This is a genomic window from Billgrantia sp. Q4P2, assembly GCF_052806135.1.
Window position 1 is genome coordinate 15,843 of the sequence record NZ_JBRBAI010000011.1, and the last position, 18,975, is coordinate 34,817.

At 65.6% G+C, this 18,975-nt stretch carries 20 protein-coding genes; 7 read left to right on the forward strand and 13 right to left on the reverse strand.

Translation table 11 applies throughout. From position 1 onward, the window contains the following. Positions 1-30: 30 nt before the first annotated feature. The 3 genes from ACUY1T_RS17485 to ACUY1T_RS17495 form a co-directional block, all read right to left on the reverse strand. Positions 31-672 carry a thiopurine S-methyltransferase gene (locus ACUY1T_RS17485; protein ID WP_446024859.1) on the reverse strand — a complete coding sequence of 214 codons (642 nt, stop codon included), beginning with the start codon at positions 670-672 and terminating at the stop codon, positions 31-33. A gap of 22 nt (positions 673-694) precedes the next feature. Further along, positions 695-1,321, reverse strand: coding sequence for a TIGR04211 family SH3 domain-containing protein (locus ACUY1T_RS17490; RefSeq protein ID WP_446024860.1), 627 nt, complete (start codon positions 1,319-1,321; stop codon positions 695-697). A gap of 167 nt (positions 1,322-1,488) precedes the next feature. Then, on the reverse strand, positions 1,489-1,818 hold the full coding sequence (locus ACUY1T_RS17495; protein WP_446024861.1) for a DUF1820 family protein: 330 nt from the start codon (positions 1,816-1,818) through the stop codon (positions 1,489-1,491). Between the two features lie 223 nt (positions 1,819-2,041). Between ACUY1T_RS17495 and miaB the strand changes: the two genes are divergently transcribed. From miaB to lnt, 5 genes are all read left to right on the forward strand, one after another. Beyond that, a complete protein-coding gene (miaB, locus tag ACUY1T_RS17500; protein WP_446024862.1) occupies positions 2,042-3,385 on the forward strand; it encodes a tRNA (N6-isopentenyl adenosine(37)-C2)-methylthiotransferase MiaB in 1,344 nt (447 codons plus the stop codon). Positions 3,386-3,513: 128 nt separating this feature from the next. Then, positions 3,514-4,590, forward strand: a complete 1,077-nt coding sequence (locus tag ACUY1T_RS17505) for a PhoH family protein (protein WP_446024863.1) — start codon at positions 3,514-3,516, stop codon at positions 4,588-4,590. After that, positions 4,587-5,105 carry an rRNA maturation RNase YbeY gene (ybeY, locus tag ACUY1T_RS17510; RefSeq protein ID WP_446024864.1) on the forward strand — a complete coding sequence of 173 codons (519 nt, stop codon included), beginning with the start codon at positions 4,587-4,589 and terminating at the stop codon, positions 5,103-5,105. The genes ACUY1T_RS17505 and ybeY overlap by 4 nt, the downstream gene beginning before the upstream one ends. Further along, a complete protein-coding gene (locus ACUY1T_RS17515; RefSeq protein ID WP_446024865.1) occupies positions 5,102-5,977 on the forward strand; it encodes an HlyC/CorC family transporter in 876 nt (291 codons plus the stop codon). Before ybeY ends, ACUY1T_RS17515 begins: the two co-directional genes overlap by 4 nt. Before the next feature lie 27 nt (positions 5,978-6,004). Next, positions 6,005-7,480 carry an apolipoprotein N-acyltransferase gene (gene lnt, locus ACUY1T_RS17520; protein ID WP_446024866.1) on the forward strand — a complete coding sequence of 492 codons (1,476 nt, stop codon included), beginning with the start codon at positions 6,005-6,007 and terminating at the stop codon, positions 7,478-7,480. A gap of 84 nt (positions 7,481-7,564) precedes the next feature. On the opposite strand, the gene phaC is transcribed toward lnt, so the two are convergent. From phaC to prmB, 5 genes are all read right to left on the reverse strand, one after another. Further along, positions 7,565-9,403: a class I poly(R)-hydroxyalkanoic acid synthase gene (gene phaC, locus ACUY1T_RS17525; protein WP_446024867.1), complete on the reverse strand. Its 1,839-nt coding sequence runs from the start codon at positions 9,401-9,403 to the stop codon at positions 7,565-7,567. Between the two features lie 129 nt (positions 9,404-9,532). After that, the gene (locus ACUY1T_RS17530; RefSeq protein WP_446024868.1) at positions 9,533-9,979 is read right to left on the reverse strand and encodes a phasin family protein; all 447 of its coding nucleotides are present in this window, start codon (positions 9,977-9,979) and stop codon (positions 9,533-9,535) included. A 215-nt stretch (positions 9,980-10,194) separates the two neighbouring features. After that, positions 10,195-10,614, reverse strand: a complete 420-nt coding sequence (locus ACUY1T_RS17535; protein ID WP_446024869.1) for a DUF6489 family protein — start codon at positions 10,612-10,614, stop codon at positions 10,195-10,197. A gap of 70 nt (positions 10,615-10,684) precedes the next feature. Then, on the reverse strand, positions 10,685-11,770 hold the full coding sequence (gene aroC / locus ACUY1T_RS17540; protein WP_446024870.1) for a chorismate synthase: 1,086 nt from the start codon (positions 11,768-11,770) through the stop codon (positions 10,685-10,687). A 31-nt stretch (positions 11,771-11,801) separates the two neighbouring features. Then, positions 11,802-12,752, reverse strand: a complete 951-nt coding sequence (prmB, locus tag ACUY1T_RS17545; protein ID WP_446024871.1) for a 50S ribosomal protein L3 N(5)-glutamine methyltransferase — start codon at positions 12,750-12,752, stop codon at positions 11,802-11,804. A gap of 117 nt (positions 12,753-12,869) precedes the next feature. Here prmB and ACUY1T_RS17550 point away from each other — a divergent pair, with 117 nt between their 5' ends. Further along, entirely contained in the window at positions 12,870-13,448 is a 579-nt protein-coding gene (locus ACUY1T_RS17550) for a Smr/MutS family protein (RefSeq protein ID WP_446024872.1), read from the forward strand. Here ACUY1T_RS17550 and ACUY1T_RS17555 read toward each other — a convergent pair. Genes ACUY1T_RS17555 through ACUY1T_RS17565 form a run of 3 tightly spaced genes read right to left on the reverse strand, consistent with a single transcriptional unit; the run spans position 13,445 to position 16,201 of the window. Then, positions 13,445-14,506 (reverse strand): patatin-like phospholipase family protein, encoded by a 1,062-nt coding sequence (locus tag ACUY1T_RS17555; RefSeq protein WP_446024873.1) that lies wholly within the window; start codon positions 14,504-14,506, stop codon positions 13,445-13,447. The two genes, ACUY1T_RS17550 and ACUY1T_RS17555, sit on opposite strands and share 4 nt — an antisense overlap. A gap of 13 nt (positions 14,507-14,519) precedes the next feature. Further along, positions 14,520-15,389 carry an alpha/beta fold hydrolase gene (locus ACUY1T_RS17560; RefSeq protein ID WP_446024874.1) on the reverse strand — a complete coding sequence of 290 codons (870 nt, stop codon included), beginning with the start codon at positions 15,387-15,389 and terminating at the stop codon, positions 14,520-14,522. Then, positions 15,386-16,201, reverse strand: a complete 816-nt coding sequence (locus ACUY1T_RS17565; protein WP_446024875.1) for an alpha/beta fold hydrolase — start codon at positions 16,199-16,201, stop codon at positions 15,386-15,388. The genes ACUY1T_RS17560 and ACUY1T_RS17565 overlap by 4 nt, the downstream gene beginning before the upstream one ends. Positions 16,202-16,419: 218 nt before the next feature. On the opposite strand from ACUY1T_RS17565, the gene ACUY1T_RS17570 reads away from it, so the two are divergent. Then, positions 16,420-17,367 (forward strand): AEC family transporter, encoded by a 948-nt coding sequence (locus ACUY1T_RS17570; RefSeq protein WP_446024876.1) that lies wholly within the window; start codon positions 16,420-16,422, stop codon positions 17,365-17,367. 21 nt (positions 17,368-17,388) lie between these two features. Here ACUY1T_RS17570 and sixA read toward each other — a convergent pair whose 3' ends face one another. Then, the gene (sixA, locus tag ACUY1T_RS17575) at positions 17,389-17,862 is read right to left on the reverse strand and encodes a phosphohistidine phosphatase SixA (protein ID WP_446024877.1); all 474 of its coding nucleotides are present in this window, start codon (positions 17,860-17,862) and stop codon (positions 17,389-17,391) included. Next, on the reverse strand, positions 17,859-18,938 hold the full coding sequence (locus ACUY1T_RS17580) for an NAD(P)H-dependent glycerol-3-phosphate dehydrogenase (RefSeq protein ID WP_446024878.1): 1,080 nt from the start codon (positions 18,936-18,938) through the stop codon (positions 17,859-17,861). Before ACUY1T_RS17580 ends, sixA begins: the two co-directional genes overlap by 4 nt. Positions 18,939-18,975 lie beyond the last annotated feature (37 nt).

Here is an 18,975-nt window from a genome sequence, read left to right on the forward strand (position 1 = left end):
CCCGCAGGCGGCCCTTGAATGCTGCCCTGGCTAGACCGAGGGGCCACGCCGAACCAAGGCCCAGATGCTTTCGCGAAAGCCGCTTTCCGCTTCGGGCTCGCCATCCTCCAGGTGGGTAACCTGGAAGTTGGGCTCGAAGAGTTCGCGAACCTCCTCGGCCGGCACGTGGTAGGGTGGCCCGTCCGCTTCGTCCCCAGGCGCCCGCGACAGCGAGATCAGCAGACCGCGCGTGCCGGGGAGAAGCAGCTGCGCAAGATGGAAGGCGTAGCGCTGGCGGGTGGCGCTCGACAGTGCGATCAACGCCGCACGATCGTAGAAGGCGCCGATCTCGGCGGCCTGATCGATATGGAAGTGGAAGAAGTCTCCGCGCCATAGCTCGACGCTGCCTTGACGACAGATCGCGAACGGCCCCTGCTGGTAGCGCGAGACGTCACCCTCGCCCTCGGCGACAAATTGCGCGATGGCCTCCTCGGCGAGTTCGATGCCCAGCACCGGATGGTCATGCTGGGCCAGCCAGCGCATGTCGAGGCTCTTGCCGCAGAGCGGGACCAGCACCTTGGTGCCAGGACGCACACCGAGCAGAGGCCAGTGACGCATCAGCGCGGGATGCGTGGCATGGCGATGGAAGCCGATACGCCCCTCGCGCCAGCGATCGAGCCATTCACGGGTCATGAGCGAGGCTCCTCCCTTGCACTCAGAACCAGCGGTCGCGCTTGCGCCGCTTGCGCGGCAGGTGCGGAACGACCAACCCCACCAGCAGGCCGGCACCGGCCACGCCGCCGCCGTACATGAAGTAGCGCATCAGCAGGTCCTCTTCCTGGGTATCCAGGCGCGCCTGTAGCTGACGAATGGTCTGGCGCGCACGGTCGGCCTCGTTATCGAGTTCCCTGTTGCGCGTCTCCAGCTCAGCTATGCGCTGCTCACGCACCTCGAGCGTCTCGGTCATGGCCGAGACCCGCCCTTCCCAGGTCTCGTTGATGCTGCCGAGTTCCGCTTCGAGCAGCGCGACCCGATCTTCCATGTGCGGCAGCCGCTCACGGGCGCTGGGCGTTTCCTGCAGTTCGTTGCTGAGCACCCAGACCCGTTCGCCCTCACGGCTCTCGACCCGACTGTAGTCGCCGCTGGTCTCGAGCAAGGTGACCGGTTCACCTGCCGTCAGGCTGCCCACGATGCGGTAGCCGTCGGTCGGCCCACTGCGCACGTAGGTCGTCAGCTCATCGGAAACCCAGTGGGTGGCGTCATCTGACTGCTGGGCATGCAGCGGCGGAACCATGAGGCCCAGCGCCATACCCGCAAGCAAAAACTTGAATCGATGCTTCATGCCGTTGTCCTGGCTTGTGTCGTTCAGCAACCTATTCACAGATTCTGTGGATAAGCCCCGGGAAAACCGCTGGAAAGGCAGCGTAATGGCGTCTGGGCGTGGGCTCGTCCCAGGCTGGTCGTTTCTTGAGCAACCTGTCCCCACGCCCCCATGAGCGACGAAGCCGCTCAGCTCTCGCGCCTCGGAGGCGGCATCGGGCCTCGTGGGAATTCGGCCACGCGCCCTTCGCTCTTGACTGCCCTGGCCGGCCCCTCACGCTCCACCTCGTCGATACGCACGATGGCGTTCAAAGGTAGATAGCTGCGCTTGACACCATCAAAGGTGTGTCGCAGACGGTCGGCCGAGGGATCCACCACCAGCTTCGAGCCATCCTCGAAGACGAATTCCTCGACCTCGATGAAGCCCCAAAGTTCGCTCTGGTAGATCTCCCTGGCGTAGAGCTCCCAGATTTCACCCTGTTGATGAAAAACTACCCGGTAGATCGGTTTGGCCGCCATATGGCCGTCTGTCCTCAACGTTCGGTTACGCTCCGAGCCCCACTACGGGGCCTGCCAAGGCGCAAGCGTACCATAGTCGAGCGCCACCGAGGTGCCCCCACTGGCTCCATTGGCCATGCTTACGTATAATGCTGCCACCTTCGAGAACGGCTTTGCGAAGCCCATTCCCGCGACACTCCACTCACCGGTGACGCACGCGTCGGATAACCGACCCTCAATTCTTATGGCGAAGAAACTCTTCATCAAGACCCACGGCTGCCAGATGAACGAGTACGACTCCGCCCGCATGGCGGATCTGCTCGGCGAATCGCACCAGCTCGAATTGACCGACGACGAAGGCGAAGCCGACGTCATTCTGCTCAATACCTGCTCGATTCGTGAAAAGGCCCAGGAGAAGGTCTTCCACCAGCTCGGCCGCTGGAAGAAACTCAAGGAGGCCAATCCCGACCTGGTGATCGGTGTCGGCGGCTGCGTGGCCAGCCAGGAAGGCGAGGCTCTGCGCAAGCGTGCCCCCCATGTTGACATGGTGTTCGGCCCCCAGACCCTGCACCGGGTGCCGTCGATGCTCGACGCCCGTCGCCAGAACCAGATTGCCATGGTCGACGTCACCTTCCCCGAGATCGAGAAGTTCGACCACCTGCCGAAGCCGAGCTCCGACGGGGCGACCGCCTTCGTCTCGGTGATGGAGGGTTGCTCCAAGTACTGCACTTTCTGCGTCGTGCCCTACACCCGCGGCGAGGAGGTCTCGCGCCCCTTCGAGGCGGTGATGGACGAGGTGATCCACCTGGCCGACCAGGGCGTGCGCGAAATCAATCTGCTGGGCCAGAACGTCAACGCCTACCGCGGCGAGAACCGGCTCGGCGACGAGATCGACCTGGCCGAACTGATCGCCTGCGTGGCGGCGGTAGACGGTATCGATCGCATTCGCTTCACCACCTCGCACCCGGTGGAGTTCAGCGACAGCCTGATCGAGGCCTATGGCGAGATTCCGGAGTTGGTCAGCCATCTGCACCTGCCGGTACAAGCCGGTTCCGACCGTATCCTGGCAGCCATGAAGCGCGGCCATACCGCCGAGGAATACGTCGCCAAGATGGAGCGGATCCGCGCTCTGCGCCCCGATATCAGCTTCTCCTCGGACTTCATCGTCGGCTTCCCCGGCGAGACCGCGGAGGACTTCGAAGCCACCATGGACCTGATCCATCGTATCGGCTTCGACCACTCCTTCAGCTTCGTCTACTCGGCCCGCCCCGGCACGCCGGCCGCGGCGCTGCCCGACGACACCCCGGAGAACGTCAAGAAGCAGCGCCTGGCGATCCTCCAGGAGCGCATCAACCAACAGGCGATGCAGATCAGCCGGCGCATGGTCGGCACCACCCAGCGCATCCTGGTCAGCGGCTTCTCGCCCAGGGACCCGGGCCAGCTGTCGGGCCGCACCGAGAACAACCGGGTGGTCAACTTCCGCGCCGCCAACCCCACCGAGCTGATCGGCTACTTCGTCGACGTGACGATCACCGAGGCACTGCCCAACTCTCTACGCGGCGAGCTGGCCTCCCCGGCGCTACACTGACCACAGGGAGCCTGCCATGTTGCCTCATGGCGTCGTGCCAAGGGACATCGTTTTCCACAAGGATTGCCCTGCCGAGAGGCGGGGCAGTAAGCTGGGGCCAATACACGCAACGCAGGAACTTCACCACCTTGAGTCAACACGCCGCACAGGCCAACCGCATCATTACATTGAGCCTCGAGCCCAATGATCCACAGCGTCTCGCCAATCTCTGCGGTCAGCGGGACGAGCATTTGAAGCTGGTCGAATCGCGCCTCGGCGTCACCCTGCGCAATCGCGGCAACGTCTTTCAGCTGGCGGGCCCCGGCCACCGGGTGAAGGCTGCCGCCAACGTGCTGGAGCACCTTTACCGCGAGGCCGAGGCCAGCGACCTGTCCCCGGATACCGTACACCTGTTCCTGCAGGAGTCAGGACGCGAGGCGCTTGATGAGGAGGAAGGCCCCGCCGACGACGAGGTGCTGCTGCGCACGCCCAAGGTGCTGATCAAGCCGCGTGGCCTGAACCAGCAGAACTACGTCGCCAGCATTCGCCAGCACGACATCAACTTCGGCATTGGCCCGGCCGGCACCGGCAAGACCTACCTGGCGGTGGCCGCGGCGGTGGAAGCGCTCAACCAGCAGGAGGTGCGCCGTATCCTGTTGGTGCGTCCGGCCGTGGAGGCCGGCGAGAAGCTCGGCTTCCTGCCTGGCGACCTGGCACAGAAGATCGACCCCTATCTGCGCCCGCTCTATGACGCCCTCTACGAGATGCTCGGCTTCGAGCAGGTGGGCAAGCTGATCGAACGCCAGGTGATCGAGATCGCCCCGCTGGCCTACATGCGTGGGCGCACGCTCAACAATGCCTTCATCATCCTCGACGAGAGCCAGAACACCACCCGCGAGCAGATGAAGATGTTCCTGACCCGGATCGGCTTCGGCTCCACCGCCGTGATCACCGGCGACGTGACCCAGGTCGACCTGCCCCGCGGCCAGAGTTCCGGCCTGATTCAGGTGCTCGAGGTGCTGAGGGGTACCGCCGGCATCGGCGTTACCCACTTCGCCGCCAAGGACGTGGTACGCCATCCGCTGGTACAGCGCATCATCGAAGCCTACGAGAGCTTCGAGGCCGATCAGGAAGTCCAGGAGCGCGCCCGTCGCGAAGCCCGCGAGCGCGAGCGCGAGGCGCTGCGCCAGGAACGCGAGCGCAACCGGGAAGATGACAGGAGATGAGCCCAGCGCCGATCGTCGACCTCCAGCTTGCCACCGCAGGCGAGGAGCTGCCGGAACAGGCCGGGCTGGAGGCCTGGGTCAGCGCCGTGCTGGCGCGCTTTCCGCAGGAAGCGCGCCACGAGGTCACCGTGCGCATCGTCGATGCCGAGGAGGGCCAGGCACTGAATCGCGACTATCGCGGTCGCGACAAGCCCACCAACGTGCTCTCCTTCCCCTTCGAGGGTCCGCCTGGGCTCGCCCTGCCCCTGCTCGGCGACCTGGTGCTGTGCCATCCGGTGGTGGTCCGCGAGGCCCACGAACAGGCCAAGAGCCTCGGAGATCACTACGCCCACCTGGTGATACACGGTATGCTGCACCTGCTCGGTCACGATCACCTCGAGGAGGCCGAGGCGGAGGTGATGGAAGGGCTGGAGCGTGAGATCCTGGCCGACTTCACCATTGCCGATCCCTACGCACCGCCCCCGGGCGAACACGAACAACAAGACGACAGCAAGGACGAGAGACGCAATCGATGAGTGACGACCGAACGACCGGCCAGGGCAGCAGGTCCTGGCTCGACAAGCTGCTCGGTGCCCTCTCGGGTGATAGTGATGGCCCCAGCTCCCGGGAAGAGCTGATGGAATTCCTGCGTGAGACAGCCACGCGCCTCAAGCTGGATCAGGATGCCATGATGATCATTGAGGGCGCCCTGCAGATCAGCGACCAACAGGTTCGCGAGGTGCTGATCCCGCGCTCCCAGGTGGCCGCCATTGCCGTCGACCAGCCCGCCGAGGAGTACCTCTCCCTGATTCACGAGACCGGCCACTCACGCTATCCGGTGATCGGCGAGAACCTCGACGAAGTCAAGGGCCTGCTGCTGGTCAAGGATCTGCTGAAGCTGCTCAACACTCCCGCGGAAGAGCGCGAGCGTTTCCGTCTCGAGGACGTGCTGCGCCCCGCCATGTTCGTACCGGAATCCAAGCGCCTCAACAGCTTGCTCAAGGAGTTCCGCGACACGCACAACCATATGGCAGTGGTGGTCGACGAGTATGGCGGCACCGCCGGCATCGTCACCATCGAGGACATCCTCGAGCAGATCGTCGGCGACATCGAGGACGAGCACGATACCGACGAGGATGACGATATCCGCGAACTGGGCGAGGGGCGTTACGCCATCCGCGCCCTGACGCCCATCGAGGACTTCAACGAGCGCTTCGGCACGCGTTTCTCCGACGACGAGTTCGATACCGTGGGCGGGCTGGTGATGCAGCGTTTCGGCCATCTTCCTGGCCGCGGCGAGCATGCCGAGCTGGGAGGCTGGCGCTTTACCGTGCTCAATGCCGACAACCGTCGTATCCGCTTGCTCGAGGCCGTACTGCAGGATGAATCGGCACTCTCCCAGGACTGATCCGGTCGTCTCAGGAACCGACACACCATGACCCACACTCGTCTGTCTCCGGCACCCGGCTATCTCGCTGCGCTCGTCGCCGGGGTATTGACCACCTTGACCGCCTCGCCCTACGAACTCTGGTGGCTGGGCCCGCTGGCGGCAGGCCTCGTCTACTGGGCGATCCAGCCGCTACGCCCGCGCCAGGCAGCCCTGCTGGGCTGGTGCTACGGTGTTGGCCTGTTCGGCTCCGGCGCCTCCTGGGTCTACGTCTCAATCCACGACTACGGCTATACCGGGATACCGCTGGCGCTATTCCTGACCTCCCTGTTCGTCTGCGCCATGGCACTGTTCATCGCCGTGACGCTATGGCTCTACCGCCTGCTGTGCGGGCCGCGGCTGGCCTTCCTCACCTTCGCCGGCGCCTGGGTGCTCGGCGAGTGGCTGCGGACCTGGCTGTTCACCGGCTTCCCCTGGCTGCTGCTGGGCAGCTCGCATGTCGACTCCCCCCTGGCGCCCTGGGCCCCCATTGGTGGGGTCTACCTACTATCGCTGATTACCGCCCTCTCCGGCACCCTGGGAGCGGAGTTCCTGCGCCGCCGCTGGTGGGCGGCCATCCCGGTTGCGGCCATATGGCTCACGCCCCTGGCCCTGCCCGTGCAGTGGACCGAGCCCGCCGGCAATCCGCTGCGAGTAGCGCTTCTGCAGGGCAACCTGCCACAGTTGATCAAGTGGACACCCGAGGGACGGCGCGTCGCCGCCAACACCTACCTGGAGATGACCCGCGAGCATGCCGATGGAGCCGACCTCATCGTCTGGCCCGAGGCGGCGCTGCCGATGTTCGAGGACGAGGCCGAGCCACTGCTGGCCAGGGCCCAGGCCCACCTGGTACCGGGCAGCGCCCTGCTCACCGGCATCCTCCAGCGCGAGGGGCGTGGGCTCTACTACAACAGCGTGATCGGCGTGGGCAACGCCGAGGGCGAGTACCGCAAGGAGCACCTGGTCCCCTTCGGTGAATACCTGCCACTGGAGCGCTGGCTGCGCGGCACCATCGCCTTCTTCGACCTGCCCATGCCGGCCATGACACCAGGGCCCTCGGGCCAGCCACCGATCCATGCCGCCGGCACCGTGATCGGCAATGCCATCTGCTACGAGATCATCTACGCCGACCTGGTGGCTGAGCGTGCCCGGAATGCCGAGCTGTTGCTGACGGTATCCAACGACACCTGGTTTGGCGAGTCGATCGGCCCGCTTCAGCACCTGCAGATGGCGCGCCTGCGCGCGCTGGAGAACGGCCGCTACGTGGTACGAGCCACCAGCAACGGCGTCACCGCGGTGATCGACCACCAGGGTCGCACGGTCGCCAGCGCCCCCCAATTCGAGACCGTGGCGCTGCTCGCCGAGGCCGTGCCGATGCAGGGCCTGACGCCCTTCACCCGCACCGGCAGCTGGCCGATCTGGCTGTTCAGCGCGCTGCTGATACTGCCGGGACTGCAGCTGCCGCGGCGTCAGCGAAGGTTCTAGTTTCCCACTTCCAGACCATCGGCGTCTGGCTCAACGCAACGAGGCCCGCTTCTGCGGGCCTCGTTGCGTTGAGCAGGGACTCGGTCAATCGGCCTTGGCCGGCACTTCGCCCAGCACCTCGGGTATGGTCATGCGCACGTAGCGGCCTGGCGCTTCCTCCAGCAGCTTGAGTTCGCCTTCTCCCGGCTGGCGGGCAGGCACCATCTTGTCGCTGTCGGCATAGCCACCCTCGGTCATCCAGCGCTGCCAGTGTGGCCACCAGGAGCCTTCGTGGGACTCGGCCCCCTCCAGCCACGCTTCGTGGTCGTCCGGCAGCGCGTCGTTGGTCCAGTAGCCGTACTTGTTGCGCTGTGGCGGGTTGACGATGCCGGCGATGTGGCCGGAGCCGCCCAGCACGAAGGTCACCGGCCCCTTGGGCAGCAGCGCACCGTAGTAGGTGCTGTTCCACTTGGCAATGTGATCCTCGCGGGTGGAGACGAAGTAGCTTGGCGTGGAAATCTTGCGCAGATCTATCTTGACCCCATCCAGCTCGATGCCGCCCGGCTCCACCAGGCGATTCTCCAGGTACATGTGACGCAAATACCAGCCATGGGTGCCCGCCGGCAGGTTGGTGCCGTCGGTGTTCCAGTAGAGCAGGTCGAACGGCGCCGGATTCTCGCCCTTCAGGTAGTTGCTGACGTAGAACGACCAGAACAGATCATTCTCGCGCAGCAGGTTGAAGGTGTAGGCCATGGAACGACCGTCCAGGTAGCCGTCCTGCGCCATCCTGGCCTCGAGACCCTGCAGGATCGGCTCGCTGAGCAGTACGCCGAGTTCGCCGGGGTCGCGGAAATCCTGCAGCGTGGCCATGTAGGTCACGGACTTTACCTTGCGCCCGCGCCGGGTGCTGGTGAGATACGCCACAGTGGAGGCCGCCAGCGTACCGCCGATGCAGTAGCTGACCAGGTTGACCGACTTCTCGCCGCAGGCCTGCTCGATCGCCTCCATGGCGGCGATCGGCCCCATCTGCATGTAGTCGGCCCAGGTCAGGTCGCGCTGCTCCGGCCCGGGGTTGCGCCAGGAGATCAGGAAGACGGTGTGCCCCTGATCCACCAGCCATTTGACGAAGGAGTTGTCCTGGCGGAGGTCGAGAATGTAGTACTTGTTGATCCAGGGCGGCACGATCAGCAGCGGGGTCTTGAACACCGTATCGGTAGTCGGCGTGTACTGGATCAGCTGGATCAGCTCGTTCTCGTAGACCACGTAGCCGGGCGTCACGGCGATGTTGTGCCCGATCTCGAAGGCATCGCGGTCGGTCATGGCCACGTTGAGACCATCGGAGGAGTTGGACAGGTCGCGGCGCAGTTGGGCAAGCCCCTCGACGAGGTTCTGACCCTTGGTTTCCAGGGTCCGGCGCATCACCTCGGGGTTGGTAGTGACGAAGTTGGTCGGCGCCATGGCGTTGACCAGCTGACGGGCATAGAACGCCAGGTTGCGCTTCTGTCGCTCGGGCAGGCCATCGAGCTGCTCGACCAGCTCCTCGACCGCCCCGGAGAATAGCAGGTACTGCTGCATGATGGCGCGGTAGTAGGGTTCCTGCTGCCAGGCTTCGTCCTTGAAGCGCCGGTCGCCCTTGAGCGGCGACACCAGCGGCTCGCCCAGGTTGCCGGTCAAGGCCTGCAGCCCCTGCTGCCAGAGCTGGTACTGGTCCTGCACGAGGCGAGCCTGGGTTTGCCACAGCAGCTGCGGATTGCGCATCAGCGACTCGGCTCCGGCCTTGAAGGCTTCCCGCATGTCGGCCTGGATGGAATCGGCAGCCGCATCGGGCGCCATGCGCTCGAGCAGCTCCTGTAACAGGGCCTGGTAGTGCTGGCCCATCTCCTGTAGCTGTTCGTTCCACTCTTCCAGTTCGACCTGGGAGAAAACCGCATCCCCTGACTGCATCGCCCTCTCCTGTCCTCGGACCCTGTTCTTCGAATCAATGCACGACACCAATGCAACCGCCTCCCTGGACAGCACGATCAGTCCAGGCAGGCGGTTGCGTCACCCAACTCTCAGGCGACCGTATGGCTTTCAGCTCTTGCGTGAGGCCTGGCTGCTGGCCTTGGCCGGGGCATCGGACTTGCTCGACGCGGCCGGCTTGGCACTCGCTTCGCCCGGCTGGGCTTGCTTGGCCTGATCGCTCAACTCCTGGCTGACTTCACCGAACAGCTGCTCCAGCTCGGTGCGGAACTGCTGGCTCATCTCGCCGAGGGCCTGGGCGTCTTCCATCATCTGACGCGAGAGTTCATTCATCATCTCGGCCTGCTGTGCCCCGAAGGCCTGCAGGTCCTGGGCATCGCTGATCTCGGAAGCGCTGCGCATGCGCTCGGTGCCCATCTGGCTGTAGCGCTTCATCGCCTCGAGCTGGTACTCGGTCATCTTCTCCATATTGCCGAGCATCAGCGAGTTCAGCTTGCGCATGGGTTCGAAGAAACGCCGCGTCTGCTGGTTGAATTCATCGAGCATCTTGTCCTGCATGGGGTTGACCTCCTGTGGACCGGAAACATGCGGGGCAGCGCCAGTGCCTCTCGTCGACTTTCCTGGCGACTTCCCTGCGCCTATTCAGTGCAAGACACATAAGCGCGAGGTGAGAGACACGGCACTCATGCTGCACCGCACAAAGCGTAGCTTGACAGGGCTCCCGCTGCAATACCCTTACACTTCGGCAGGGCAAGTCGTTCGCCCAGCGTCAGCTACTCCGAACGTCGAGAACGTGAGCGTGCACTGGCCGTCTGGGCCTTACTCGCCGTCTGGGCCTTGCTCGCCGTCTTGGTCTTGCTTGCCGTCTTCGTCGGGGCTTCCGCCTCGCTGGCCTTGGCGGGTTCGCGCCCCTTGCCCATGGAACTGCCGGCCTGGCGCAGCATGTCGAGCATCATCTGCTGATAGGTGCCGAAGCTGGCCAGCCCCTGGGAGAGCCCCTGGCTCATGTCCTGGGGAAGCCCCTGCTGCAGGAAGGGCTTCATCAGGCTCATGGGATCGTAGCCCTCGACGCCGGACTCCATCTGCTTGTAGATCCGGTTCAGCAGTTCCTGCTGAAAGGCTTCGACATCGGGCAGGCCAAGGGCACGGCGGAACTCCTCTGGCGTCAGATCGAACTCGACGTTTATCTTCATGGCATTTCCCTGCTTCAGTGTGCTTTCAGTGTAGCAACTCGGCACCAGACTCAAGGCACCGGCGTCAGGCTCAGCGCAATACCGGCGTCTCCACCCTCACCTCGGCATTCTGCGCCCGGTGACGCAGTAGGTGATCCATCAGCGTCAGCGCCATCATTGCCTCGGCGATCGGCGTGGCGCGAATGCCTACGCAGGGGTCGTGACGACCCTTGGTCACCACCTCGACCGGGTTGCCATGGGCGTCGATACTACGCCCCGGAATGGTGATGCTGGAGGTGGGCTTGAGCGCCAGGTGAGCAATCAACGGCTGTCCGGAGGAGATACCGCCGAGCACGCCGCCGGCGTGGTTGGAGAGGAAGCCCTCGGGCGTCATCTCGTCGCGATGCTCGCTGCCTCGGCTTGCCACCGCGGCAAAGCCGTCGCCGATCTCCACGCCCTTGACCGCGTTGATACTCATCAGGCCGTGCGCCAGTTCGGCATCCAGACGGTCGAATACGGGCTCGCCCAGCCCCGGCGGCAACCCTTCGGCTATCACGGTGATCTTAGCACCCACCGAATCCTGATCACGGCGCAACTGGTCCATGAACGCCTCGAGTTCGGGTACGCGCTCGGGATCGGGGCAGAAGAAAGGATTGTCGCCGACCGCCTCCCAACTCTTGAAGGCGATCTCGAGCGGGCCGAGCTGACTCATGTAGCCGCGCACTGTGATGCCCTGGCTGGCCAGGAATTTCTTGGCGATGGCACCGGCGGCCACCCGCATGGCGGTTTCCCGGGCGCTGGAGCGGCCGCCGCCGCGGTAGTCGCGAATGCCGTACTTGTGATGGTAGGTGTAATCGGCGTGAGCCGGGCGAAACTGGTCCTTGATGTTGGAGTAGTCCTTGGAGCGCTGGTCGGTGTTCTCGATCAGAAGACCGATCGGGGTGCCGGTGGTCACGCCCTCGAACACGCCGGAGAGAATGCGCACCTGGTCGGGCTCGCGACGCTGGGTGGTATGCCGCGAGGTGCCGGGGCGGCGGCGATCGAGGTCGCGCTGCAGATCCACCTCGCTGAGCGGCAGCCCCGGCGGGCAGCCGTCGACGATGGCACCAAGGGCCGGGCCATGGCTCTCGCCAAAGGTAGTGACGGTGAACAGCTTGCCGAAGGTGTTGCCGGACATGGACGTGCCTCCCGATATCTTGATTATTGGATCAGGCGAAGGACGCCGCATGGGCGTCGAGTTCCTCGGCGGTGAGGGCGAATACGCCCTGCCCGCCGCGCTCGAAGTCGAGCCACAGGAAGGGAACCTCGGGGAAGGCCGCCTCCAGGTGCCGATCGGAATTGCCGACCTCGACGATCAGCACGCCGCGACCGGTCAGGTATTGCCGCGCCTCGCGCAGGATGCGCCGCACGATGTCGAGCCCATCAGCACCGGCACCCAACGCCAGCGCCGGCTCGTGGCGGTATTCCGCAGGCATGGTGGCGAGATCGCGGGCGTCCACGTAGGGCGGATTGGAGACGATCAGGTCGTAGCGTTGCCCAGCCAGCCCCTCGAACAGGTCGGAGAGCACGGCTCGAGCCCGCACGCCCACGTCGTGGCGCTTAATGTTCTGCTTGGCCACGGCCAAGGCATCGGCGCTGACGTCGGACAGATCCACCTGGCAGGTGGGCAGGCAGAGTGCCGTGGCGATGCCGATGCAGCCCGAGCCGGTGCACAGATCCAGAACCCGTGCCGGCGGCTCCTCGGGAAACCAGGCGGCAAAACCGGTTTCGATCAGCTCGGCGATGGGCGAGCGAGGAATCAGCACACGCTCGTCGACATCGAACGGGAAGCCGGCGAAGAACGCCTCGCCCAGCAGATAGGGCAGCGGCCGGCGGGAAGTGATGCGTTCACGCACCAGGCCGACGATGCGCATCCGTTCCATGGGCAGCAGCCTTGCCTCGAGCACCGCCGGGTCGACGTTCCAGGGCAGATGCAGGGCGCCCAGCGTCAGAGCGACGGCTTCGTCCCAGGGGGAATCGGTGCCGTGACCGTGGAACAGCCCGGCCAGGTGGAACTCGCTGGCCGCCCAGCGCAGGTAGTCGCGTAGCGTGACGAGGTCGCGACACAGCGCCTCGTCGTCCAGTGACAGGGTAGAGCGGGAATCGGTGGAATTGGCCACGAAAGGTCCTGGGCAGTCGGTTGTGATCGATGGTTCGATTGTACCCGCGGTGGCAGGCGGTTCACAGCCACGCTCAGGCCGCTATACTGGCCGCTCGATGACACTACGCGAGCCCCCATGAGCCAACGCCGCCCACCCGACGACGATGACGACGACACCAATGCCTTCCGCCAGGCACTGCGAACGGCAGGCGTGCGCCGCATTGTCGTCAACCGCGCCGACCCAGGACGGCCCAAGCGCCGCGACCCGGCAGCGGCCGAGCGGCGTGCCGCTGCCGTCGCCACCGACAGCAGCGACGTCTCCAGCCGCACCAGCGACGGCCGCGTGGAGCCGGTACGGCCTTCTGAATTCCTCGATTTTGCCCTGCCCGACCTGCCCTACCGCACCTGCAGCCAGCTCAAGCGCGGCCAGATTGCCTGGGAAGCAGGCCTCGACCTGCATGGCTACAGCGTCGACGAGGCACGCCTGGAGCTCGAAAACTTCCTGAAAGAGGCCGTTGGCAACCGCATGCGCTGCGTGCTGGTGGTGCATGGCAAGGCCTGGGGCAGCACGGCGGACTATCCGGTGATCAAGAGCCACGTCAACGCCTGGCTGCGGGAATGGCCGTCGGTGCTGGCCTTCTGCTCGGCTCGTGAGAACGACGGTGGCACCGGCGCGGTCTATGTGCTGCTGCGCCGACGCGGCCAAGCCTTCTAACCCCCACCCCCCGATTCGCGGTCGACCGGCATCTGCGGCGGCTCGACGATGATGCCAGCTGAACCGCCATGGCCCGTTTGCGAGCGCCCTTCATAGCGGTCCAGTGCCTCCATGGCCAAGTGCCGTCCCAGGCGGACCAACGCCTCGGCTCGGTGAAATTCAAAGGCGCCGCATACCGTCTTGGGCACCTCGATCAGCACGTCGGGGGGGTAGCCGGCAATCTTGTACTTGGCCAGCGACGCCTGCGTGATGTCGAACGAGGCCAGGATCATGTCCAGCCGGCCCCACGCCCTCCTGCCGCTGGCCACGCGCGCCGCCTTGCCGTTTGCCCCCTCCTCTTCACTGTCGGGCCCACCGAGCCCCTCGAACAGCCAGCGGGTAGCCCCGCGCACATCCATCCACTTGCGGGCCGCGGTCTCCATTTCGACTTCGGCTTGCTCCCGCTCCTCGACGGGCAGCAGGTCGTCCAGCGACACCGGTCGCGCGCTGTGGGCGGTCACGTTGACGGCCAGCATCATGTCGGCGTGAGAAGAAACGGTAGGCGTGATCGGCAAGGGATTGAGTAAGCCACCATCGACCAGGGTGCTGTCGCCGATGTGTACCGGGGTGATGACGCCTGGTATGGCAATGGAGGCGCGAATCGCGCGCAGTAGCGGCCCGGACTGGAACCACACCTCGCGCTGTCGTACCAGGTCGGTAGCCACGGTGGTCAAAGGAATCGGCAGGTCCTCGATCTGGATATCGCCGATCAGCTCCTCGAGCTTGCTCATCACCTTGCTGGCACGCATCGCCCCCATCGGGCTGAAAGTGACATCGACCAGCTTCAGCACGTCGAAGTAGTCGAGCTGACAGACCCAGTCGCGGTAGGCCTCGAGCTGCCCGGCGGCATGAACTCCCGCAATGACCGATCCCATCGAGCAGCCGGAAATGGCAACGATCTCGTAGCCCCGCGCCTCCAGCACCTCGATCACGCCGATGTGGGCATAGCCGCGCGCCCCACCGCTGCCCAGGGTCAGCGCCACGCGCTTGCCCAACTCCGCTGCCTGCCTGCTGCTCATCGCGCCCCCCTCGTCAGGTCTTGCTCGACTGCGCCAACCACTCCACGATGGCCGCTGCCACGCAAGATACGCTACCAGGCTCCAGGTGCAGGTGGTGGCCGCCCGGCAGCACCTGGCGTGTCAGCTGTGGCAACGCCGCCCGCGCCGCCCTGGCCGCGTCGCGCTCGCCCAGGATGCCCGTCTCGCCCTCGATCAACAATGCCGGCGCCTGGATCGCGCCGAGCAGTGCCAGCGCCTGCTCGGGGCTCAGCCGCACCGGGGAGGGCCACAGCAGCCGGCCATCGGTGCGCAACCGCACATGGCCATCGTCCTCTCGCTTCAGATTACGTTCGACCAGCGGGGCGGCCGTATCGGCGTCGATCGGCGTCACGCCGCCGGCCACACGCGCCGCCACTGCGGTCCTGCTATCAGGATAGCGCGGCGATGCCGAGCACGGGCGCCTGGCTGCGCGCAGCCCCTTGCGCAGTTGGGCGGCACTCTCCTCGGCCGGCGTGGTCACGGCACCCAGGCCGTCGATCAGCACCAGCCGCTCGATGCGCTCCGGCAGTGCCGCTGCCGTCAGGCAGGCCACACCCGCCCCCATGGAGTGAGCCAACAGCGACATCCGCACTAGACCCAGCTCGTCGGCAGCATCCAGCAGATCATGACAGTAGTCCCACAGGGCGTAGTCGCCCTCACGGTGCAAGGAGTGACCATGCCCGGCGAAATCCAGCGCCACGATTCGCACGCCGAGTTGCTCGCACAGCACGGGCGCCAACCGGGAGAAGCTGGCAGCATTGTCCAGCCAGCCGTGCAGGGCCAGCCAGATGGGAGCGGAAGCGTCTCCCCAACTCAGGGCGGCCAGGCGCCCCCCGGCCAGCGTCAAAGCTTGCGCTTCGCTCATGCCTCGCCCTCCAGCAGCTCGTCGAGCATGGTCAGCAGCGCCTGACGGGTCTCCTCGGGGTGCTCCATCGGGAACATGTGGGTGCCCGGCACCAGGGCCAGCGGGATGCCGTGACCGGCCAAGCGCTGCCGACGCTTGGGTGTGATCAGGTCGGAATCGCTGCCCGCCAGCACGCCAAAGGGGATCCGTAGCCGCCGCGGCAACCGGGTCAGGTGATCGGGCAGGTTGCGGAAGATCTCGGTCTCGATCGCCGGGTCGTAGATCAGCTCGGCGACCCCGTCGTCACGCAGTCGCGTACCTCCCTCGACATAATCGTGCAGCGCATCCGGCGTGAAGCGCCGGAACAGCCCGCGGCGGCGCAGGTGGTTGGCCATCGCATCGCGATCGGGCCAGGACGCACGACGTCCCTTGCTCTTCCCCGCCGGCGTGACCCGGTCGACGAAGCCAAAGCGCTTGGCGACCTTCATGCTCCAGGCATCGAGGCCCAGCATCAGCGGCGGGTCGAGCATCACCACGCAGCGAAAGCGCTGCGGCGCATGCTCCGCGGCCATGGCCATCAGGACCCCGCCCATGGAGTGTCCCACGCCGATGACCGGGCCATCATCGTCGACAACCTGCTCGAGAAGTTCATCGCGCAGCGCCAGCCAGTTGGCACCCACAGGGTAGTCAGGGTGGTGCCCGAGGCGATCGACCGGATGAATGTCGAAGCGTTCATGCAGCGGAGCCAGCAGGCTGCGATAGCTCATGCCGGGGAAGCCGTTGGCATGGGCAAAGAGCAGTCGTGGTCGCGAAAGAGTGGCACGTTCGGTCATGACAGGGTCCAGTGTCAGGTCAGGCAGGCCGCCAGTGGCGATAGCAGGCTAACGGGTTTACTCTATCTCGCCAAGTCGACCTCCGGCCCATGCCGTTTTCTTCTGGAGTCAGCCATGCCTCGTCCCTCCCGGCCCCAGCGCGATACGCGCGTTCGCAACTGCCTGTTCTGGATCACCGTGATCGTCGCCGTTGCCGTCGGCCTGTGGCTGGTGCGCTGATGGGCCTGTACGAGCTTTTCTTTGCCACCCTGGAAATCACCCTGCCGGTATTCGCCATGGTCTTCATCGGCCTGGGGCTCAAGCGCCTGGGCTGGATCGACCAGGCCTTCATCGCCACCGCCTCGAGCCTGGTGTTCAAGGGGACCATGCCGACGCTGATCTTCCTCAGCATCATCAAGGCCGACCTGGACGCCACGCTGAACCCAAGACTACTCGCTTATTTTGCCCTGGCCACCCTGGCCAGCTTTCTGCTCGCCTGGAGCTGGGCCATCCTGCGCGTGCCCCACGCCGAGCGTGGCGTTTACGTGCAGGGTGCCTTTCGCGGCAACTGCGGCATCGTCGGCCTGGCGCTGGCCGCCGGCATGTATGGCGACTACGGGCTCTCCGCCGGTGGGCTGCTGCTGGGCGTGGTCATCCTCACCTACAACGCCTTTTCGGTCATCGTCCTGGCCACCTACCAGGAGGGCAGGCGTACCGACTGGCGCAGCATCGCCAGCCACATCGTGCGCAACCCGCTGATCCTCTCGGTGGTAGCCGCCATTCCAGTGGCGGCACTGGAGCTGCGCCTGCCCGGCTGGCTGATGACCTCAGGGCAGTACTTCGCCTCGCTGACCTTGCCCCTGGCACTGATCTGTATCGGCGCCACCCTGTCGCTGGGCTCGATCAGGGCATCGGGGAGACTGGCAATGGGCGCCAGCCTGATGAAGATGGTCACACTGCCGCTTGGGGCCACCCTGGCCGCCTGGCTGATCGGCTTCGAGGGGCGTGAACTGGGCGTGCTGTTCCTGTTCTTCGCCAGCCCTACCGCGGCGGCCAGCTTCGTGATGGTCAAGGCGATGGGCGGCAATGCCGCGCTCTCCGCGAACATTATCGCCCTGACCACGTTGATGGCCAGCCTGACCATTACCGTCGGTGTGTTTGCGCTGAAGGTGATGGGTTGGATCTAGCCGCTCTCTCAGCGGATGTCCTCAGCGGATATCGTGAGGTGCGGTAAAGCGTAGCAGCCTGGCGCAGCCCGCCGCCCAGATCTCGCTCTCGAGCTCGGCCACGGCGGCGGTGGGATAGCCCATCCCGCGAGCGGCCCGCCCTTCCGTCAACAGCTCGGTGAGCAACCCCACCAGCGGCATATGGCTGACCAGCACGATGGGGGTATCGCCCGCATGGGAGAGCAACCAATCGCAGACCACGGCCGGCGAGTCGTCAGGCGTGATGATGGGTAGCACCTCGGGCTCGACGCCCAACGCCCCGGCTACCGGCAAGGCCGTCTGACACGCCCGCCGAAAGGGACTGGTATAGAGTCGAGCCCCTTGCAAAAGCTGCTGGCCTAGCCAGTTGGCCATGCGCTCGGCCTCGGCCTGGCCACGCGGGGTCAGCTCGCGCTCACTATCGGGCCGACCCGGGCCAGCCTCGCCATGGCGCATGATGAACAGCCGGCGGCTCATGTCCCGCCCCCGCCCTCACCCGCCTCGACGCGGCGATGCGCCTGCTGCACATCCTCGCGTGGTAGGACGAACTCCACGTCGCTGCTCTGCTCGCTGCGCATCAGCATGCGCGCCATCTCACGAGCAGGCACGCCCTCGAAGAGCACCTGATGAAGGCCCTCGGCAAGCGGCATGTAGACGCCTTCCGCACGCGCCTTGTCGCGTACCAGGCGCACCGTGTTCACCCCTTCGGCGACCTGGCCCAGCGCCTCGACCGCCTCGTCCAGCCCCTTGCCCTGGCCCAGGGCGAAGCCTACGCGGTAGTTGCGCGACAGCTGCGACGAGCAGGTCACGATCAGATCGCCCACCCCGGCCAGCCCCAGGAAGGTCATCGGATTGGCACCCTGGCTCACGGCGAAGCGCCCCATCTCGGCCAGTGCCCGGGTCATCAGCATGCTGCGGGTGTTCTCGCCCATGCCGAGCGCCGCGGCCATGCCAGCGGCGATGGCGTAAATGTTCTTGAGCGCCCCCCCCAGCTCGACGCCGTAGCGGTCGTTGCTGGCATAGACGCGGAAGTAGTCACAGCCCAACGCCTGCTGTACCCGAGTACGCGTCAGCGCATCGTCGCTGGCCACCACGGTGGCGGTGAGCTGCTTCTGAGCGATCTCGGTAGCCAGGTTGGGCCCCGAGATCACGCCGATGTGGGTGAAGCCGGTCTCCTCCTCGAGGATCTGGCTCATCAGCTTGAAGCCTTCTTCCTGGATCCCCTTGGTGGTACTGACCAGGATCTGCTCCGGATTGAGCCAGGGCCTGGCCTGACGCACCACGTCACGAAAGGCCTGGGAGGGAATCGCCACCAGCACCAACTCCGCCCCCGCGAGCACCGTCTGCATGTCGCTGGAAGCGCGCACCGCCGGGTTGATGGCGTAATCTGGCAGATAGCGCGGGTTGCGATGTTCCCGGTCGATCTGCGCTGCCAGCTCGGGGTCACGCAGCCACTGGCACACCCTGGCCCCGTTGTCGGCGGCGATGCTGGCAAGCGCAGTGCCGAAGCTGCCGCCACCCAGGACTGCTACCCGCATGGGATCGTCTGACATGTCTGCCCCGCGAATCGGTCGATGAAAAACGGAAAAG

Bases quoted from the DNA above. Each gene is read 5' to 3' on its own strand.
- ACUY1T_RS17485 (WP_446024859.1), bottom strand. From the start codon at position 672: ATGACCCGTGAATGGCTCGATCGCTGGCGCGAGGGGCGTATCGGCTTC.
- ACUY1T_RS17490 (WP_446024860.1), bottom strand. From the start codon at position 1,321: ATGAAGCATCGATTCAAGTTTTTGCTTGCGGGTATGGCGCTGGGCCTC.
- ACUY1T_RS17495 (WP_446024861.1), bottom strand. From the start codon at position 1,818: ATGGCGGCCAAACCGATCTACCGGGTAGTTTTTCATCAACAGGGTGAA.
- miaB (WP_446024862.1), top strand. From the start codon at position 2,042: ATGGCGAAGAAACTCTTCATCAAGACCCACGGCTGCCAGATGAACGAG.
- ybeY (WP_446024864.1), top strand. From the start codon at position 4,587: ATGAGCCCAGCGCCGATCGTCGACCTCCAGCTTGCCACCGCAGGCGAG.
- ACUY1T_RS17515 (WP_446024865.1), top strand. From the start codon at position 5,102: ATGAGTGACGACCGAACGACCGGCCAGGGCAGCAGGTCCTGGCTCGAC.
- lnt (WP_446024866.1), top strand. From the start codon at position 6,005: ATGACCCACACTCGTCTGTCTCCGGCACCCGGCTATCTCGCTGCGCTC.
- phaC (WP_446024867.1), bottom strand. From the start codon at position 9,403: ATGCAGTCAGGGGATGCGGTTTTCTCCCAGGTCGAACTGGAAGAGTGG.
- ACUY1T_RS17530 (WP_446024868.1), bottom strand. From the start codon at position 9,979: ATGCAGGACAAGATGCTCGATGAATTCAACCAGCAGACGCGGCGTTTC.
- ACUY1T_RS17535 (WP_446024869.1), bottom strand. From the start codon at position 10,614: ATGAAGATAAACGTCGAGTTCGATCTGACGCCAGAGGAGTTCCGCCGT.
- aroC (WP_446024870.1), bottom strand. From the start codon at position 11,770: ATGTCCGGCAACACCTTCGGCAAGCTGTTCACCGTCACTACCTTTGGC.
- ACUY1T_RS17550 (WP_446024872.1), top strand. From the start codon at position 12,870: ATGAGCCAACGCCGCCCACCCGACGACGATGACGACGACACCAATGCC.
- ACUY1T_RS17555 (WP_446024873.1), bottom strand. From the start codon at position 14,506: ATGAGCAGCAGGCAGGCAGCGGAGTTGGGCAAGCGCGTGGCGCTGACC.
- ACUY1T_RS17560 (WP_446024874.1), bottom strand. From the start codon at position 15,389: ATGAGCGAAGCGCAAGCTTTGACGCTGGCCGGGGGGCGCCTGGCCGCC.
- ACUY1T_RS17565 (WP_446024875.1), bottom strand. From the start codon at position 16,201: ATGACCGAACGTGCCACTCTTTCGCGACCACGACTGCTCTTTGCCCAT.
- ACUY1T_RS17570 (WP_446024876.1), top strand. From the start codon at position 16,420: ATGGGCCTGTACGAGCTTTTCTTTGCCACCCTGGAAATCACCCTGCCG.
- sixA (WP_446024877.1), bottom strand. From the start codon at position 17,862: ATGAGCCGCCGGCTGTTCATCATGCGCCATGGCGAGGCTGGCCCGGGT.
- ACUY1T_RS17580 (WP_446024878.1), bottom strand. From the start codon at position 18,938: ATGTCAGACGATCCCATGCGGGTAGCAGTCCTGGGTGGCGGCAGCTTC.